Origin of the sequence: Sphingomonas sp. J315 (genome assembly GCF_024666595.1) — a bacterium.
Taxonomy (GTDB): domain Bacteria; phylum Pseudomonadota; class Alphaproteobacteria; order Sphingomonadales; family Sphingomonadaceae; genus Sphingomonas.
In genome coordinates, this window is sequence record NZ_CP088296.1 from 696,830 (window position 1) to 715,028 (window position 18,199).

Sequence of the window (18,199 nt, forward strand, 5' to 3'; positions counted from 1 at the left end):
GGGCGATCGCTCCCGCGACCGCCCCAATTTCGTCCAATCAGGACCGATGGCCGGTTCAGGCCGCAGTCTTGATCTTCTCCATCGCGACCGCGACGCGGTTCGAGACGGGCTGCGCGGCGTCGCCGGCGAGCTTGATGAACGCTTCGGTGTTCTTCGAGGTCTCGGCGACCATCGAGTCGAACGCGCTGCGGACATAGTCGCTCTGCAGCTTGAAGAAGTCGGCGGGCGACTTGACTGCCGACATGCTCTTCAGGGTGGCGGTCGCGTTCTCGAACGACTTGCGGCTGTATTCCGCAGCGTCCTGGCCCAGCGTCTCGAGGCCCTTGGCGGTGATCTTGCCGCTCTCGACGAGCGCTTCGACATTGCCCTTGGCCAGTTCGGTCATTTCACCGACCAGCTTGGTGTTCTTTTCGACCTGCGCCTTCGCCTTGTCGTTCAGCTCGGCGAACATCGCCTGGGTCTTTTCAATGGCTTCCATGGTATAAATTCCCTTGCTTGCGGTGTCCGCCGTCTGCGGGGCGGTGTCTTCGATAATCTCGGTTACAGGTGCGGCGACCGCTTCGACGGTTTCCGCGACAGTTTCGATGACCGGCTCGACGGTCTCGGCGACAACCTCGACCACCGGTTCGACAATCGGCTCGGCCGCGACGACGGGCTCTGCCGCTTCGACGGCTTCGACCACCGGTTCGACCGGCGCGGCGACGGCTTCGACCGGCGCGGCGACGGCTTCGACCGGCGCGGCGACGGCTTCGACCACAGGCTCCGGCTTCGGCTCGATGGCCAGAGCTGCAACCTTGGGCGCGACCTTCGCGACTGGCGACTTGGCTACCGGCTTCTTCGCCCCGGTACGCGGACCCTTGCTGGCCATATCGACGTCCTCGCTGCGACTATTGCATTGCAGCATATACGCCGATGTAAACCGTGTTTCAAGAGGTTTATTGTGCAGTGCACAAAAAAATTCAGCGGGTTCGGACGTAACGTCCCGGAGCCGCCCCGAGTTCCTCATTTACGCTAGGGATTCTGGCTTTCTTTGCGGGAACGCGCGCTGCATCCAGCGCTTCGATCCACTTGATCCAGTCCGGCCACCAGCTCCCCTTGGTCTCGACCGCACCTGCAACAAATTCGTCAATATTGGTCGCGCCCGCCTCGTTGATCCAGTATTGATATTTGCCCGACGAGGGCGGGTTGACCACGCCTGCAATATGCCCCGATCCGGCCAGCACGAAGCGAATCGGCCCCGCGAGATGGCCGGTGAGCTTCCACACGCTGCGCGGCGGCGCGATATGATCCTCGCGCCCCGCCTGGACATAGGCCGGGGTCTTGACGCAGGTGAGGTCGATCGGCGTCCCCCCGATCGCCAGCGCACCCGGCTGGACCAGCAGATTGTCGCGATACAGGTCGCACAGATAGCTGGCATGCCACTTCGCCGGCAGGTTGGTGACGTCGGAATTCCAGTGGAGCAGGTCGAACGGGGTATAATCCTCGCCCAGCAGGTAATTGCTGGTGACGTAATTCCAGATCAGGTCGCGCCCGCGCAGCAGGTTGAAGGTCGCGGCCATGTACCGTCCGTCGAGAAATCCATCGCTGGTCAACGACTGGATCAGCGCGAGCTGCTCGTCATCGACGAATACGTTGAGGTCGCCCGCCTCGCTGAAATCGACCTGAGCGGTGAAGAAGGTCGCGCTCTTGACCTTCGCCGCCTCACCCCGCGCGGCGAGCACCGCCAGCGTCGCGGCGAGCGTCGTCCCCGCGACGCAATAGCCGATCGTGTGGACGCTCTCGACGCCGAGCAATTCCCGAATCGTGTCGATCGCGTCGATCTGACCGCGCTCGACATAGTCGTCCCACACGACATCGGCCATGCTCGCATCGGCCGATTTCCACGACACGACGAACACCGTCAGCCCCTGCTCCACCGCCCAGCGGATGAAGCTCTTTTCCGGCGTCAGGTCGAGGATGTAGAAGCGGTTGATCCACGGCGGGAAGATCACCAGCGGGGTTTCGAACACCGTGTCGGTGGTCGGCGAATACTGAATCAGCTCATAGAGCGGCGTGCGCTTGACCACCCGGCCCGGCGTGGTCGCGATATTCTCCCCCACCGCGAACGCGCCCTCGACCGTCTGGGTCATCTGGCCCTTGCCAAGGTCGTTGAGCATGTGCGCCAGACCCTTGAGCAGATTCTCGCCCTTGGTCTCGATCGTCCGTTCGACCACCAGCGGGTTGGTCGCCGGAAAGTTGCTCGGGCTCATCGCGTCGATGAAGCCCTGCGTCGCGAAGCGCAACTGCTCCTTCTGCTTCGGGGTAAGCCCCTCGATCTGGTCGACCCCCTTGAGCAGATGTCCCGACAAGGTGAGGTAGCTTTGGCGGATGAAGTCGAACACCGGCTGCTCGCGCCATTGCGGCGCCTTGAAGCGCTTGTCACGTGCCTGTTCTGGCGTTTCCTCGAACTTCTGCGCCTTGGCGGGATCGAGGAAGCGCTGCCACAAATTCATCGTGTCGGCCCAGAATTCGGCCCCCGCACGCATCGCGGCAGCTGGGTCGAGCGGGGGCACCGTCGGCATGGCGGGCATCTGGGGCATCGCCGACATCTGCCCGGCGAGGTCCAGCCCCTGCTCCATCATCATCTGCTGCGCGCGGCCAAACACCCAGGTCCAGTGCTGCAGATCTTCAAGGCCCGGCTGAGCCGGGGCATCGGATTCCGGCGGTGGCACTCCCGCCGCCTTGGGCTTGGCCGCGCGCTTCGCCTTGGGTTTTGCTGTGGTGGTCGGCTCAGGCTTCGTCTTTGCGGTCGCCGTCTTTTTCTTTGCCGTCGCCACGCGCCTCTCCTCTGGCTTGCCGCCCCGCCCCCCTGTATAACGAGCCCAAGCGCAATGCGCGACCACGAGGAGCCGAAAGCCAGCAGTATGTCCGAAGAATTCTACCGCATGAAGCGACTGCCCCCCTATGTCATCGCCGAAGTCAATGCGATGCGGGCAGCGGCGCGCGCGGCGGGAGAGGACATTATCGACCTGGGCATGGGCAATCCCGACCTGCCCCCGCCCGATCATGTCATCGAAAAACTGATCGAGGTTGCGCGCAAGCCCGACGCGCATGGCTATTCGCAGTCGAAGGGGATCCCCGGCCTGCGCCGTGCCCAGGCCAATTATTATGGCCGCCGCTTCGGCGTCGATATCGATCCCGATAGCGAGGTCGTGGTGACGATGGGGTCGAAGGAGGGGCTGGCCAGCCTCGCCACCGCGATCACCGCGCCGGGCGACGTCGTGCTCGCGCCCAACCCGAGCTACCCGATCCACACCTTCGGCTTCATCCTGGCCGGGGCGACGATCCGCGCGGTGCCGACGACCCCGGACGAGGCCTATTTCGACAGCCTCGAGCGCGCGATCGCCTTCACTGTCCCCCGCCCGAGCATATTGGTCGTCAACTATCCGTCGAACCCGACCGCCGAGACCGTCGACCTTGCGTTCTACGAGCGCCTGGTCGCTTGGGCGAAGGACAACAAGGTCTGGATCCTGTCCGACCTCGCCTATTCGGAACTGTATTTCGACGGCAAGCCCACCGTGTCGATCCTGCAGGTGCCGGGCGCAAAGGATGTCGCGATCGAGTTCACCTCGCTCAGCAAGACCTATTCGATGGCCGGGTGGCGCATGGGGTTCGCGGTCGGCAACAAGCAGCTGATCGCCGCGATGACGCGGGTGAAGTCGTACCTCGATTACGGCGCCTTCACCCCGATTCAGGCCGCCGCCTGTGCTGCGCTCAACGGCCCGCAGGACATCGTCGAGAAGAACCGGCAGCTCTACCACAAACGCCGCGACGTGCTGGTCGAGAGCTTCGGCCGCGCCGGCTGGGACATCCCGCCCCCACCTGCATCGATGTTCGCCTGGGCTCCGCTCCCGCCCGCGCTGGCGCATCTCGGCAGCCTCGAATTCTCCAAGCAGCTGCTGACACACGCCAAGGTCGCGGTCGCGCCCGGCGTCGGTTACGGCGAGAATGGCGAGGGGTTCGTCCGCATCGCGATGGTGGAGAATGAGCAACGGTTGCGTCAGGCCGCACGCAACGTGAAGCGCTATCTTCAGTCGATGGGCGTGAACACCGGCGCAAAATCGGCGTGATCGCGCCGTCGAGAGAGGGCTTTGCCTTCTGCCACCGGCTGCGCGTGCGTTACGCGGAGATCGATGGGCAGAAGGTGGTCTTCAACTCCCGCTATCTCGAATATGCCGATGTGGCGCTCAGCGAATATTGGCGTTGGCTGGCCCTGGCCGACCTGCCCGAATGGCTCGCGATGGAATTCCACGTCGCCCGCGCGACCGTCGATTACCGGGCCCCGCTCCGCTATGATGACGAGTTCGATGCCTATGCCCGAACCGACCGGATCGGGACGTCGAGCGTGACCAGCCGCGTCGAGCTGGTCCATGCCCAGACCGGCGTGCTGCACACGGTGATTGAGCTGGTTCACGTCAACGTCGATCTCGACGCGGGGCGCTCAACTCCGGTACCGCCCGCCATCCGCGCGCGAATGCTGCCAAGCGATTGAAGCGGTTGTGATACGCGGTTCGGATGGGGGTACGCGAAACGTGGTGTTAACCGGCACTGACTAGCGTCGGTGGATGCATCGCGGCAGCCTGTTTCGAACTGACTTGTTGGTGGTCGCCGCGATTGCGTTCACCTATTTTCTGTGCGCAGCGGGGGCGATTGCATTCACCCGGCTGAGCGGCAATGTGGCGCTACTGTGGATCGCGAATGGCGTGCTGGTCGCGGCCCTGCTGACCCGCCCCGCAACCGAACGCCCGCTGCACATTGCGAGCTGCTTTGGCGCATCGGTCGCCGCGACGCTGGCGGTCTCGCCCTACGCCCCCCTCGCGCCGGTGTTTGGCGTTGCCAATATCGCCGAAGCGCTGATCGCCTGGGGGTTGCTCGCCCGCTTCGGCGCGGACGCGCGCGTGTTCCTGTCGCTGCGCGCGCTGGCCGGGTTTGTCGCTGCGGCAGGGGTGGTCGCGCCGCTGGCTACGGGGGTCATTTCCGCCGCGACGCTGGCGCTCTATCAAGGAGCAAACCCCTGGGCGGTCTGGATGAGCTGGGGTATTGGCCATGGCCTGGGCGCGCTGATCGCCACCCCGATCGCACTACTTGCATTGGCGGGCAACACCTATCGAGAGCAAGCCGCGAGCCGCGCTACGGTGACACGTTTCGTCGTGATCGCGACGCTGATGGTCGGTGTGACCACACTCTGCTTCGCCCAGACCCGATTGCCGCTGCTGTTCGTACCGATCCTTCCGCTGATTGCGGCGACGATGGCTTTTCGCGTCGCCGGCGCGACTCTCGGCGTCTTCCTGATCGCGGTGATCGGTGCGGGCTTCACCGTCGCGGGCATGGGTCCGATCGAGCTGATCGACGGGAGCCATGCGTTCAAGCTGCTATTCTTCCAATTCTATCTGGCCGTGCTGTTCCTGATCGCGGTCCCGTTCGCGACGATGATCGCGCAAAACCAGCGACTCGCCGTCGCCGTCGCGGCGAGCGAGGCGCGTTATCGGCTGATTTCGGATCATGTCTCGGACGTGGTGATGACATTGGACCCTTACGGCGTCGTCCAGTTCGCCTCGCCCTCGATGCGCGACGTGACCGGCCATCCGCCCGACTCGATTATCGGCAAGAGCCCGGTCGAGCTGGTGCACGAGGTCGATCGCGCGCGCGTGCGCGACGCCTATCGCCGGGTGATCGCCGAACCGGATCGCGTCCACCGTTTCGAATTTCGCGGCCAGATCGCGACGGGCGGTGTGCGCTGGTTCGAGACGACAGCGCGCGCCGTGCGAAACCAGCAGGATGCGGTGCTGAGCGTCGTCACCGTGATCCGCGAGGTCAGCCAGCGCAAGGCGCGCGAGGCCGATCTGGTGCGGCAGGCCAACACCGATCCGATGACCGGCGTGCTCAATCGTCGTGCCTTCCAGGACCGCATCGACCAGTATCGCATGGACACCCCGGACCGGCCCGGCACGCTCGCCCTGTTCGACCTCGATCATTTCAAGCAGGTCAATGACGGCCATGGCCATGATGCCGGTGACGCGGCATTGCTGCACTTCGCGGATGTGTTGCGCGCCAATCTGCGGGTCGAGGATGTGATCGGGCGACTGGGCGGCGAGGAATTCGCGGTGCTGTTTCCGGGCCTGTCGACCGCCGCCGCGCTGGCAGCGTGCGAGCGGGTGCGGAACTCGCTTCAGGACGCTCGTATCCATGCCGGCGGCGCGACGTTCACCATCACCGTCAGTGTCGGCATCGCGCCGATCGGCCCCGACCTGTCGTCCGACGAAGTGTTCCGCATTGCCGACGTCGCACTCTACCGTGCCAAATCGCGCGGCCGCAACCGCAGCGAACTCGCCGCCGCGTGACTATTCAGCGGCTTCGACTGCGCCTTCCCCGACAACATCTTCAGGCAGCGACCAGATCAGGTCGTGCTTGCCCAGCACGCGCCCATCATGGCTCATCACCTGAACTGGCGCGATGCGGCGATGGTCGCGCGCGTCGACCAGCACCGGCGTCGCGGGCATTCCTGTCTCCCAGCGCTCACCCCATTGCCGCAGCGCAACCATGGTCGGGAGCAGCGCAAACCCCTTTTCGGTCAGTCGGTATTCGACCTTGCGACGATCGTCGTCACAGGTCTGTCGCGCGAGGATGCCATGATCGACCGACCGCGCGAGGCGGTTGGCGAGAATGTTGCGGGCGATGCCTAGCTCCGACTGGAACTCCTCGAAGTGATACAGGCCGTTGAACGACGCGCGCAGGATCAGGAACGACCAGCGCTCTCCCATCGCCTCCAGCGCGGCCGGAAGGCTGCAGTTGTTGGCGAGCTGTCGAAGCGGCTCTCGCAGTCCATTGTGGCCCATAACCGCTGAATCTACCTCATTTTGACGGCCACACAACGCGATTAGTTCCTTGCGGTGCAGCAACAGTTTCTAGTTGCAACTGAAAACCTATCGGAGTAAGTAGTGATTCGCAACCTTTGTTGCAGTGCACCCCAGGGAGAGTATCATGATCCGCCTTGCCCCGATCGCCGCTGCCGCGCTCTGCCTCGTCAGCGCCGCGACCCCCCGCTTTTGCCCAGTCCGGCCACTACACTGCCACCCCGGTCCAAGCGCCGAAGAAGGCCAGCTTCATCACCCAGACCACTGTCTGGAAGTGCAAGGACGGCATCTGCGCCGCGCCGAAGTCGACGATGAGCGAGAAGGTGATGTGCGAGCGCGTCGTGCAGCGCGTCGGCGCGCTGTCCAGCTTCTCAGTCGGCGGCACCGCATTCGACGCCGAGGCGCTTGCGGCGTGCAACGCCCGCGCGAAGTAATCGCGCCACACCCGTCACCTTGACGCAACACTGAACGGGCATCGGCCAGCGCCGGTGCCCGTTCCGCGTGAATCCTGTTGCAAAGCAGCACCACCCGCCCCCATCTTCGACCGGTGCTGCGTCAATATGAACTAGTCGACCGGGTCCTGTCCTACGACCCTGAAGCCGATGAGGCGCTGCTCAACCGCGCCTATGTGTTTTCGATGCACGCGCATGGCAGCCAGAAGCGCGCCAGCGGCGACCCCTATTTCAGCCACCCGATCGAGGTGGCCGGCATTCTGACTGACCTGCATCTCGACGACGAGACGATCGCGACGGCGATCCTGCACGACACGATCGAGGATACCGTCGCCACCCCCGAAGAGATTCTGGCGAAGTTCGGCCCCAGCGTCGCGCGGCTGGTCGACGGCGTCACCAAACTGTCCAAGATCGAGGCGCAGACCGAAAGCGAGCGCGCCGCGGAGAACCTCCGCAAATTCCTGCTCGCCATGTCGGACGACATCCGCGTGCTGCTGGTCAAGCTCGCCGACCGGCTGCACAATATGCGCACGCTGCACCATATCGCGAAGCCCGAGAAGCGGCGACGGATCGCGCGCGAGACGATGGACATCTATGCCCCGCTCGCCGAGCGGATCGGCATGTACGAATTCATGAAGGAGATGCAGACGCTCGCCTTCCAGCAGCTCGAGCCCGAAGCCTATGAGTCGATCACCAGGCGGCTAGAAGCGCTGACCGTCGAAGGCGAGGACCGCATCGCCAAGATCGGCTCGGGTCTCAAATTGCTGCTCTCGCGCGGCGGAGTCGAGGCGGAGATTTCGGGGCGCGAGAAGCACCCCTATTCGATCTGGAAGAAGATGTCGGAGCGGCACGTCAGCTTCGAGCAGCTGTCCGACATCATGGCGTTCCGCGTGATCGTCGACAGCGAAGAGGAATGCTATCGCGCGCTCGGCATCATCCATCGCCGCTGGCCGATGGTGCCGGGGCGGTTCAAGGATTATATCTCGACGCCCAAGCGCAACGGCTATCGCTCGCTGCACACCAGCATCATCCATGCCGGCGACACCCGCGTCGAAATCCAGATCCGCACCCGCGAAATGCACAGCCAGGCCGAACATGGCCTCGCCGCGCACTGGTCGTACAAGCAGAATGCGGTGCGCCCCGACACGCAGGTCAGCTGGATCCGCGATCTGGTCGATATCCTCGAACAGGCCGAAAGCCCCGAGGAGCTGCTCGAACATACCAAGATGGCGATGTATCAGGATCGCATCTTCGCCTTCACGCCCAAGGGTGAGCTGATCCAGTTGCCCAAGGGCGCGACGCCGATCGACTTTGCCTATGCGGTGCATACCGATCTGGGCGACCAGGCGGTGGGCGCGAAGGTCAATGGCCGCGTCGTCCCGCTGCGCACCGAGATCGCGCAGGGCGATCAGGTGGCGATCCTGCGCTCAAAGGCGCAGCGGCCGCAGGACAATTGGCTCAACTTCGCGATCACCGGCAAGGCGCGCGCCGCGATCCGCCGCCATCTGCGCCACAAGGAGCGCGACGAGACCATCGCGCTCGGCCGCAAGCTCTATGACGAGATTGTCGGCCGACTGCCGGTGCCGATCGGCGAGGAAGCGCTTGGCGCGGCGCTGACCCGGCTCAAGCTGGAGGATGCCGACGCACTGATGGAGGCGATCGCGCGCCAGAAAGTCACCGATGCGCAGGTGATGGAAGCGTTGATGCCTGGATCGACCGCCGACGAAGCGCTGCTCCAGCCGGTGCAGCGCATGCCGATCTCGATCAAGGGGCTGACCCCGGGCGTCGCCTTCACGCTTGCCGCGTGCTGCCACCCCGTCCCCGGCGACCGCATCGTCGGCGTGCGCCACCCCGACGCCCCGATCGAAATTCACCAGATCAGTTGCTCCCGGCTCGACGCCGTCGAGGATCAGGACTGGGTCGATATCGGCTGGGGCGACAAGGCGGAGGGGGGGCACTGCGCGCATCGCGGTGACGCTGAAAAACGAACCCGGCGCGCTCGGCGCGGTCGCGACTCTGCTCGGCCAGCACAAGGCGAACATCCTCAACATCCGCTTCGACACGCGCGACACGACCTTCCACACCAACTTGATCGACGTCGAGGTGCGCGACGCCGCGCATCTGATGAAACTGATCGCGGCACTCCGCGCGGCGGACGCGGTGAGTTCGGCGGAGCGGGTTTAGGGCGCAAGGCAGGCTTACACAGTCGTTTGTGCTGAGCTTGTCGAAGCACCGCTGCCGCGCTCACGGAGGGCAGCCCCCTGCCCTTCGACAAGCTCAGGGCAAACGGCAGTAGAGCGATCCAAATTGGACGCGCGACGCTCTACCCAATCTCGCCGTTCCTCAACCACCAAAACGCCCGCCGCAGGGGCTGAAGTCCGGGGCAGGCAGGAACCGGCACGGTTGCGCGGGCCGGAGGGTCACGTCAGTTCGCAGCGCGGGTGGCCTGATCCATTAGCGCCTTGGCCGTCTTGATCGCATCAGCTTCAGCAAGCTTGCCCGACCGGACGTCGCCAGCGATTTCCAGCAGGCGGCTGGCGATCACGGTGCCGGACTCGGCCGCTTCGGTGATGCGGATGCCGTTCTTGACGGCAGCGATGCGGTCCCATTCGGCGCGCACTGCGGCCCAATAGCCCTTGGTCGCCGCCCAATACTCGTCCGCCGCCTTGACGCTGTAGCCGTCGAACCTGGTGTAGGTGTTCAGCACATATTCCTGCACCACCGGCTGAAGCTTGCCGTCGAACTGGCCCATCTTGGTGTTGTCCTGCCAATGGACCCAGCCGCCGGGGAAGTTCTGGTGGCGGTTGATGCCGAGATAGCGGTCATAGACCGGCCCGCGCACCGCATCGCGGCGGGCGAGCGGACGCCAGATCCAGTTGGAGCGCCAGCGCCGGACCCCGCCCTCGGTCGTCCACTGGCCCCAGCCGCCATAGCGCGGGCTGTCATCGACCTGATACACGGTCTGCGACCAGCGGCCGGCGCGCATGCGTTCGGGCACTTCTTCCCAGGTCCAGCTGTCGGGGCCGGAATAGACCAGCACCTTTTCCGGCTCATATTCCCAGTCCTGTCGCCAATGCTTGATGACGTGGTCCTTGCCCTCATGGGTCACGACCAGCAGGTGCTGAAGGCGGATGATGCGGCCGGTATCCTCGATCACGCGGACCGATTCATGCCCGCCCGAAATCTTCGCCTCGATCGGCGCATAGCCCCCACGCCACGGCGTCGATTCGCGCATGTCGAACTTGACCTTGTAGTTACCAGCCATCGCCAGAATGTCGCGGCGGTCGGCCTCGAAACTCGCCTTCTCTTCCTCGGGCGTGCGCACCCGCACGGGGCCGTCGGCCAGCGCCGGGGCGGCGGTTGCGGTCAGCAGCGCGGCGGCGATGCTCAATCGAATCCAGTGTTTCACCTTACCCTCCGTTGATGTCGGTATTCAGAAGCGGAAGCTGACCGACACGCTGCCGTTGCGGCCCGGCTGGGTGTAGGCGTCCTTGATAGTTGAAGTCGGCGACAGGCCGCGCACATCGCTCCACCAGGCATAGGTTTCGTCGGTCAGGTTGAAGACGCCGCCGCGCAGCGTGATGCTGTCAGTGACCTTGACGAATGCGGTGAGGTCGAGCGTGGTGAAGGCGGGCGGGGTGTAGCCGCCGCCGGCGCGGTCGGTTTCCTTCTTCGCGCTGTGCGTGGCGATGAGTTGCCCGCCGAACCGCCCGCCCGGATCGCGCCAGCCCGCGCCGATCACGACCTTGAACGGATCGACCGTCAGCAGGGGCGAGCGGGTGCCGCTCGGCGCAATCTCGTCACCCGTGGCGTAGGCGATCGAGAGGCGGCCGGTGAAGCCGGTGTCGCTCCACGCCTCGAACTTGGCCTCGATCCCTTCGACCTCGGCCTTGTCGATGTTGATGAACTTGTAGATCGCCGGATCGGTCGGGGTGAAGCTGCCGCCGACCACCTCCTGCGAGATGAAGTCGTCATAATCGGCGTGGAAGGCGGTGACGTCGAGCCGGACATTGTCGCTGAGGAAGCGCACGCCTGCTTCGAAACTGGCGCTGGTTTCGGGGCGCAGATCGGGGTTGGGCGCGGCGATATAGCCAAAGCCGAGATTGCCGAAGAAGGCGTTGACCTGGCTCGGTTCGGGCGCCTTGAACCCCTGCGCATAGTTGGCGAACAGGCGAACGCGCTCGCCCAGCTTCGCGACCACGCCGATCTTGGGCGACACACGCGACCCGCTCTGCGCGACCGGAGTGATGCCCGGGAAGGTCTGGCTCGTATCGGGGGACAGGTCGAAATGGTCGAAGCGCAGCGCCGGGTGCAGCGTCACAGGACCAAGCGCCACTTCACCCGCCGCGAACAAGCCGATCAGCGTATAGTCGGTATCGGGGAAGGCGCGGGTCGGGAAGGTTTCGCCCGCCGGCGGGACGGTCCCGTCGCGCAGTCCCTGCTGCTCGGTCCGGCTGACGTCGCCACCCAGGATGATCCGCAGCGGCGCCTCCGCCGTCCCGAAGTTCAGCCGCGCTTCGCCCGCTGCGCCGTAGACGCGGTTGGCGAAGATGTTGAGGCGCGTGCGATCGACCGCCGGGTTGCGATCCTCGGACGTGAACTGGCTGTCCTCCGAATCCTGAAGATAGACGGCGAGCCGCGCCGCCTCGATCGTGCCGTCGCCCTGCCAGCTCCAGTCGAGTCCTGCGCGCCAGCGATGGCCGGTGTCGGTCGCGTCGAGGTTGAGCACGCTCGCGCTGTGGCCGGTCAGCACATCGGTGTAGAGGTGCGTGTCGAGATACTCGCCGGTCAGACGGATGCGGTGCCCGCCGCTCTCCCAGACCAGCCGCCCGAGCGCGGCGTTCGACCGTCCATCCTGCGGGTTGGGCTGGGTCCGCGCCGCGCCGGTGCCACCGACGGTCCCCCGATTCTCATATTCATGGAAGTCGCGGCGCGTATAGGCCGCCATTACCGACCAGTCGCCCGAGCGCCCGGCGAGGATCGCGGTCTCGCTGAACTCGTTGTCCGCGGAGGAATAGGCCGCACGCACGAGGCCACCGACATTCTGCCCCGTGCGCAACAGATCCTCGGGATCGCTGGTGATGAAGCTGACCGCGCCCGCCAGTCCGTCGCTGCCGTAAAGCGCCGACGCCGAGCCGCGCAGAATCTCGACCGACTTGATCAGGCCGAGGTCGACATAGTCGCCGCGCCCCACGCCCTGCGCGCCGAACGTGAACCCGTCGGGGACGCGCACGCCATCGACCTGGATCAACACGCGGTTGCCGCCGAGGCCGCGGATCGTGAACCCCTCATTGCCCGCGCGCCCCGTGGTGCCCAGCGCCGCGCCGAAGCGGGTCGGCTGGCGCGCGACGCTCACCCCCGGCTCGAACCGCACCAGTTCCTTGATGTCGGTGACGAGTTCATCGGCGATCTGCGCTTCGTCGATCACGCTGACGGTCGCGGGCGCATCCTGCGTCGCAATCGGCGTGCGGGTCGCGGTGATGGTGACGACGTCCTTGGGGTCGGCATCCGCGTCGTTTGCCCGCGCGGGCAAAGCGAGCAGCGCGGCGAGCGCGACTCCCGAGACAAGAACGATACGCTGCGACTTCATACCAAACCCCTTCAACTTGCGAATGCGAGTGATTCTCATTTGCGGTTCGAGTAGGCGGCGTCGTTTCGGGTGTCAACCACGTCGGCATAAATCGCGCATGACGAAGGCCGCGCGCCGCGTTAGAAGCCGTCGCATGCAACGTCCCAAGCTCTCGGTCGTCGTGCCGTGCTACAATGAAGAAGGCTGTCTCGAGCTACTCCACGGTCGCGTTTCCGCAGCGGCGCGCGCCGCGGTTGGCGACGATTATGAAATCGTGCTGGTCAATGACGGGTCGCGCGATGGCAGCTGGGCGGTAATGCAGCGACTGGCAGCCGCCGACCCGCATCTGGTCGCGGTCAATCTGTCGCGCAACCACGGGCATCAGCTTGCGCTCACCGCCGGGCTCGACCTGTGCGCGGGCGAGGAGATTCTCGTGATCGACGCCGATCTTCAGGACCCGCCCGAGCTGCTGTCCGACATGCGCGCGACCATGCGCGAACAGGGCGCGGACGTGGTCTATGCGGTGCGCCGCAAGCGCGATGGCGAGACGTTTTTCAAGAAAGCGACCGCCGCGCTCTTCTACCGCATGCTCGACCGGATCACCGACACGCCGATCCCGCTCGACACCGGCGATTTCCGCCTGATGACCCGCCGTGCGCTCGACGCCTTTCTGTCACTGCCCGAACAGGCGCGCTTCATTCGCGGCATGGTCGCCTGGGTCGGGTTCCGCCAGGTACCGTTCGTCTATGACCGGCATGAGCGCCACGCCGGCGAGACTAAATATCCGCTGGCCAAGATGGTCCGCTTCGCGCTCGATGCGGTGACCGGCTTCTCGACCGCGCCGCTCCGCTTCGCCAGCCATGTCGGTCTCGCACTCACCGGCCTGTCGGCGCTGCTGTTCCTTTACATCGTCGTCGGGTGGCTGTTCGGCAACGCGGTGCAGGGTTGGACCTCGACGATGCTGGTGGTGGTGTTCCTCGGCGCGGTGCAGATGTTCGTGCTTGGCATGATCGGTGAGTATCTCGGCCGCCTCTATGTCGAATCGAAGCGGCGTCCGCTCTACCTCGTCGCCGATGTGGCGGGGCCGGTGAAGGGTCACGCCTCACTCGGCTACCGCTTCCAGGATTCGGGGGAGGTCACCGTCGCGCCGTTCGCGCCCCCGCGCGCCGACACCGACGAACCCGCACCCGCCCCCACCAAGACGCCCAAGCGCAAGCCTGAACCGCCGACGCTGCTGTGAAGCACGCCTTTGCCCTTGCCGCGCTCGCGCTCGCCGCGCCGGTTCTCGCACAGGACGCGCCGTCGTTGCGCGACCGGGTCGAAGCGGAGTTCGCCAAGGCCCCGACCGGCGCGCGCTTCGGGCTGGTCGTCGGCGATGGCGCGGGGCGTGAGATCGTGTCGATCCGCCCGGACGAGCGCTTCATCCCCGCGTCCAACACCAAGATCGTGACCACGGCCGCAGCATGGTGGACAATGCCTGACGCGATCACCGCGCCCGACACCAGCGGCGGCGCGGCGGTGCGGGTCGAGGGCAAGGACGTGATCCTGACCGGGCGCGGCGACGCCCGCCTGTCGAGCGCGGCGGATTGCGTCACCAACTGCCTCGGCCAGCTCGCCAACGCCATCGCAGCAGGTATCCGCCGGGTCCGCAACATCACCGGCGACGCGACCCTGTTCCCCGACGAACGCTGGAGCTCGGGGATGAGCTGGAACAACATCCCGTCGCGCTACGGCACCGCCAATTCCGCGCTCACCCTCGACGATAACGAGCTGGCCGCGACCGTCACCCCCGGGCAAGCCGGGCGAGGCACCGAAGGTCGAGCATCTCGGCTATGTAAAGATCGACAATCGCGTCGTGACTGTCGCGGGCGGCAAGACCGATATCGATTTCGACCGCCTCCCCTTTGACCGAACGATCCGCTTCACCGGCACCATCGCCGCCGACGCGACGCCCCAGACGATCCGCTTCGGCATCGACGACCCGGCGCATTATGCAGCATGGCGGCTCGCCGCGATGCTGCGCGAGCGCGGGGTGAAGGTGAGCGGCACGATCACCTCGCGCTATCGCACGCTCGATCCCGCTACCGACGATCCGGCGAAGCGCGCCGCCCCGCCCCCGCGCCCACCCGCTCCGGTGTGGCTCGCCGCACTGACCCCGCCTCCGCTGGCGGAGGATGTGCACACGATCAACAAGGTCAGCCAAAACCTGCACACCGAATTGCTGCTGCGCCGCACCGGGCTGGTCGAGGGGACCGGATCGGTCGCCGACGGGCAGAAGCGGGTTGCCGCATTGTTCGCCGCCGCCGGGGTGCCGCGCACCGCGTTCGATTTCTCCGACGGATCGGGCATGTCGACCTATAACCGCATCGCGCCGCGCGGCATGGTCACCCTGCTCGACTGGATCGCGCGCCAGCCCTGGGGCGCGGCGTGGCGTGAGACGCTGCCGGTCGGCGGGGTCGATGGTACCCTGTCGCGCCGGTTCAAGGGCACCGCGCTGGAAGGCCGCATCTTCGCCAAGACCGGGACGATCAACGCGACCAACGCGCTCGCCGGCTATATGATTGGCAAGAGTGGAAAATTGCTCACCTTCGCCGCCTATGCCAATGATGTGCCGGGGGATGCGTCGGGAACGCCGATGATCGACGCGGCATTGGTGGCGGTCGCCGAAGCGAACTGACGCCGCCCCCGATGAGGGGGAGAAGGCCATGCTGCTCGCCGCGATGATGCTGGTCCAGGACGCCCCCGCGCTCGAAGCGGCGGGGCGCTACGCCGACGCCGAGCGCGCGCGCCGGACGCACTATGAACAGGTCCAGCGGCGCGGCTCCGCTACTGTCGCGGCGGCAGATGCTGCGGAGAAGCTCGCCGACAATCTGGCGATGCAGTTGCGCCTCAACGACGCCGAACCGCTCTATCGTCGCGCGTTCGAGATCCGGCTGGCCAAGCTTGGCGAGAAGCATGGCGACACCGCGCGCAGCCTGCGCCAGCTCGCCGCGCTGGCGATGGCGCGCGGCGCGCTGAACGAGGCGGGGGCGCTGGCGCGGCGCTCGCTCGACATTCAGCGCGCCGTGTCGCCGGGAGCGATGGAGCTGGCTTGGGCGCTCAACGCCATGGCCGAGGTGCTGGCAGCGCAGGGCAAGGCATTCGACGCCGAACCGTTGTTTGCAGAAGCGGTGACGATTGCTCGCCAGATCGGCGACCCCGACCTCGCCATTCTTCTCAACAATCGCGGCAATAATTTCTACCGCATGGCGACCGCAACGGTGATCCCGCCAATGTTCCGGCGGCGCGCGGGGGCCACCCGTTCGGTGGTCGCACCCACCGACATGGAGGATAGCGGCGGCCTCGATCCGCTGCGCAAACGCGCCTTCCTCACGCAGGGTCGCGATCTGTTGAACGAGGCGATGCGGATGTTCACCGCCGCATCGGGCGCGGATCATCCGGACGTCGCCAACCTGCTCAACGGCCTCGCCGCCAATTACCGCGCCGCCGGGATGACCGCGGAGGCGGAGGATCGCTACCGGCAGGCGTTGAGTATCAAGGCGCGCTTCCTGCCCCCCGACAATCGCGACCGCATTATCGGCGAGTGGAGCCTGGGCGACCTGCTCGCCACCCGCCCCGGACTGGAAGCCGAAGCCCGCAGCCGGTTGCGCGCGGCAATGGCCGGGGCGATGGAGTCACAGGCCCGTTTCCGCACCTTCGACGCGGCGGCGAGCAACGAGTTGCGCAGCTACGCGCCCGTGTTCGCGACCAGTATCCGCGTCGCGTGGCGGCTATCGCTTACTTCGGCTGTGCCAGCACGATGATCGAAAGGCCGGGCGGCATCGGCACGCGGCCGAGCAGATGGCGCTCTAGCCCGAAGATCTTTTCGAACGCCCAGTTGAGCGGCCCCGGCGGTGGCGAATCGTCGCTGTCGTCCTTGCCGGTCAGCTTGCCCGCCAGTCGCGCGGCGACTGCAGCGGGGAACAGCAGCGAGTTGAACCAGCGCAGCTTGCGCCACTTCAGCCCCGCCTTTTCCAGCGCGGCGGTCAGTGTCGCCTTGGAATAGCGGCGCTTATGGTGGTTCACCACGTCATGCGCGCTCCACATCCATTGATGCGCCGGCACGGTGATCAGGATCGTCCCGCCGGGCTTCAGCCGCTTGGCCATGCCGGCAAGCGCGGCGACATCGTCCTCGACATGCTCGACCACGTCGAGCACCGCGATCAGGTCATATTGACCCTCGGCCACACCGCTCAACTCGGGCAGTGGCGCGCTGCCGACTTCCTTGCCCAGTCGTGCGCTGGCGACGCTGCGCGCGGCGGCGTCGATTTCGATCGCGTCGACCTGCCCGAACGCGCCGAGCATGGGGAGGTTGTGCCCGGTGCCGCAGCCGATCTCGAGAATTCGCGCGTCCTTGGGCGGCTTTACATAGCGCGCGATATAATCGGCGAGGATGTCGCGGCGCGCCACATACCACCAATGGGTGGAATCATGCTCGGCCATGCGGTCGTAAACGATGCGGTCCATGTTAGGGTCTGAACTCACTTAAAACGAGGTCGAGACGGAGCCGAATTTGGCGCCAGGCGAGGGGAGAGGAGGGAGCGATGGGATTACATCGTGACCGACGATCGACGACGCATGGCGCCAAATTCGGCCCGCCGCGCGGTCGCCCGTGGAAGGCCGCCGAGCAGCGTCGCTTGCTTGCGCGTAGCGCTGCTACGCGTCTGCGCTGCGCTCCTTGTCGGCGGCCTTCCACGGGCGATCTCGATCCTCGTTTCAAGTGAGTTCAGACCCTCTACCCAAACACCCATTGGCGGTTGAGTGCAAATGTCGCGACGGGGGTTACGGTCACGATCGGGATCAGCGGCACCCATTCGGGATAGTGCATCAGGTCGGCGAGCACCCAGGTGAACAGCGCGTTGAGCAACAGCCCAAAGCCCTGGACGATCAGGAATTTGAAGTGCTGGCGCCCGCTATTGTCGCGGCTGCCATGCCCCTTGAAGCTCCAGAAGCTATGCAGGAAAAAGCCGCAGGTGACCGCGACCGCAAAGGCGAATGGCACCGCCGCAACGGCGAGGTTCGGGAACACCCACCACACCAGCGGCAGATAGACGGCCGAATAGATCACGGTGGAGATGCCCCCCGCGATGCCGAAACGGATCAGCTGGCCGAGCATCCCGCTCCGCCGCAAATCGTCCAGTCGATGAATGAGTGAAGCCACGCCCGCCTTGCCCTGAACTCGCGCGCCGCCCTAATGCTCGCGCTGCAGAAGGGGAAGCAGTTTTGAGTTCGACACGATTCGCGGG

Annotated in this window: 15 protein-coding genes and 1 pseudogene; 9 read left to right on the forward strand and 7 right to left on the reverse strand. The window is 65.7% G+C overall.

Annotated elements, in window-relative coordinates:
• Positions 1 to 55 precede the first annotated feature (55 nt).
• Both LRS08_RS03795 and LRS08_RS03800 read right to left on the reverse strand, forming a co-directional pair.
• The gene (locus tag LRS08_RS03795; protein ID WP_257844834.1) at positions 56 to 868 is read right to left on the reverse strand and encodes a phasin family protein; all 813 of its coding nucleotides are present in this window, start codon (positions 866 to 868) and stop codon (positions 56 to 58) included.
• A gap of 91 nt (positions 869 to 959) precedes the next feature.
• Positions 960 to 2,711 carry an alpha/beta hydrolase gene (locus LRS08_RS03800; RefSeq protein WP_260481640.1) on the reverse strand — a complete coding sequence of 584 codons (1,752 nt, stop codon included), beginning with the start codon at positions 2,709 to 2,711 and terminating at the stop codon, positions 960 to 962.
• 192 nt (positions 2,712 to 2,903) lie between these two features.
• Here LRS08_RS03800 and LRS08_RS03805 point away from each other — a divergent pair, with 192 nt between their 5' ends.
• The 3 genes from LRS08_RS03805 (at position 2,904) to LRS08_RS03815 (ending at position 6,380) form a co-directional block, all read left to right on the forward strand.
• Positions 2,904 to 4,109 (forward strand): LL-diaminopimelate aminotransferase, encoded by a 1,206-nt coding sequence (locus LRS08_RS03805; RefSeq protein ID WP_260481641.1) that lies wholly within the window; start codon positions 2,904 to 2,906, stop codon positions 4,107 to 4,109.
• Positions 4,110 to 4,153: 44 nt separating this feature from the next.
• The gene (locus LRS08_RS03810) at positions 4,154 to 4,531 is read left to right on the forward strand and encodes a thioesterase family protein (protein ID WP_260481358.1); all 378 of its coding nucleotides are present in this window, start codon (positions 4,154 to 4,156) and stop codon (positions 4,529 to 4,531) included.
• Positions 4,532 to 4,604: 73 nt separating this feature from the next.
• On the forward strand, positions 4,605 to 6,380 hold the full coding sequence (locus LRS08_RS03815; protein ID WP_260481359.1) for a sensor domain-containing diguanylate cyclase: 1,776 nt from the start codon (positions 4,605 to 4,607) through the stop codon (positions 6,378 to 6,380).
• Here the strand turns inward: LRS08_RS03815 and LRS08_RS03820 are convergent, their stop codons facing one another.
• A complete protein-coding gene (locus LRS08_RS03820; protein WP_409456273.1) occupies positions 6,381 to 6,800 on the reverse strand; it encodes a winged helix-turn-helix transcriptional regulator in 420 nt (139 codons plus the stop codon).
• A 230-nt stretch (positions 6,801 to 7,030) separates the two neighbouring features.
• On the opposite strand from LRS08_RS03820, the gene LRS08_RS03825 reads away from it, so the two are divergent.
• On the forward strand, positions 7,031 to 7,327 hold the full coding sequence (locus LRS08_RS03825) for a CC_3452 family protein (RefSeq protein ID WP_260481360.1): 297 nt from the start codon (positions 7,031 to 7,033) through the stop codon (positions 7,325 to 7,327).
• A gap of 113 nt (positions 7,328 to 7,440) precedes the next feature.
• A pseudogene (locus LRS08_RS03830) lies at positions 7,441 to 9,529 on the forward strand (RelA/SpoT family protein).
• A gap of 241 nt (positions 9,530 to 9,770) precedes the next feature.
• On the opposite strand, the gene LRS08_RS03835 reads toward LRS08_RS03830, so the two are convergent.
• Positions 9,771 to 10,754, reverse strand: coding sequence for a DUF6607 family protein (locus LRS08_RS03835; protein ID WP_257844828.1), 984 nt, complete (start codon positions 10,752 to 10,754; stop codon positions 9,771 to 9,773).
• Positions 10,755 to 10,778: 24 nt separating this feature from the next.
• The gene (locus tag LRS08_RS03840) at positions 10,779 to 12,935 is read right to left on the reverse strand and encodes a TonB-dependent hemoglobin/transferrin/lactoferrin family receptor (protein WP_257844827.1); all 2,157 of its coding nucleotides are present in this window, start codon (positions 12,933 to 12,935) and stop codon (positions 10,779 to 10,781) included.
• 133 nt (positions 12,936 to 13,068) lie between these two features.
• Between LRS08_RS03840 and LRS08_RS03845 the strand changes: the two genes are divergently transcribed.
• The 4 genes from LRS08_RS03845 to LRS08_RS03860 are packed head-to-tail and all read left to right on the forward strand — an operon-like array spanning position 13,069 to position 16,717.
• Positions 13,069 to 14,154 carry a glycosyltransferase family 2 protein gene (locus LRS08_RS03845; RefSeq protein ID WP_260481361.1) on the forward strand — a complete coding sequence of 362 codons (1,086 nt, stop codon included), beginning with the start codon at positions 13,069 to 13,071 and terminating at the stop codon, positions 14,152 to 14,154.
• The gene (locus LRS08_RS03850; protein ID WP_260481362.1) at positions 14,151 to 14,822 is read left to right on the forward strand and encodes a D-alanyl-D-alanine carboxypeptidase; all 672 of its coding nucleotides are present in this window, start codon (positions 14,151 to 14,153) and stop codon (positions 14,820 to 14,822) included. Before LRS08_RS03845 ends, LRS08_RS03850 begins: the two co-directional genes overlap by 4 nt.
• Entirely contained in the window at positions 14,770 to 15,591 is an 822-nt protein-coding gene (gene dacB, locus LRS08_RS03855; protein WP_260481363.1) for a D-alanyl-D-alanine carboxypeptidase/D-alanyl-D-alanine-endopeptidase, read from the forward strand. Before LRS08_RS03850 ends, dacB begins: the two co-directional genes overlap by 53 nt.
• A gap of 28 nt (positions 15,592 to 15,619) precedes the next feature.
• Positions 15,620 to 16,717 carry a tetratricopeptide repeat protein gene (locus tag LRS08_RS03860; RefSeq protein WP_260481364.1) on the forward strand — a complete coding sequence of 366 codons (1,098 nt, stop codon included), beginning with the start codon at positions 15,620 to 15,622 and terminating at the stop codon, positions 16,715 to 16,717.
• On the opposite strand, the gene LRS08_RS03865 is transcribed toward LRS08_RS03860, so the two are convergent.
• A complete protein-coding gene (locus LRS08_RS03865) occupies positions 16,692 to 17,420 on the reverse strand; it encodes a bifunctional 2-polyprenyl-6-hydroxyphenol methylase/3-demethylubiquinol 3-O-methyltransferase UbiG (RefSeq protein ID WP_257844825.1) in 729 nt (242 codons plus the stop codon). The genes LRS08_RS03860 and LRS08_RS03865 overlap by 26 nt on opposite strands.
• A gap of 268 nt (positions 17,421 to 17,688) precedes the next feature.
• Entirely contained in the window at positions 17,689 to 18,114 is a 426-nt protein-coding gene (locus LRS08_RS03870; protein WP_409456274.1) for a GtrA family protein, read from the reverse strand.
• Between the last annotated feature and the right edge of the window lie 85 nt (positions 18,115 to 18,199).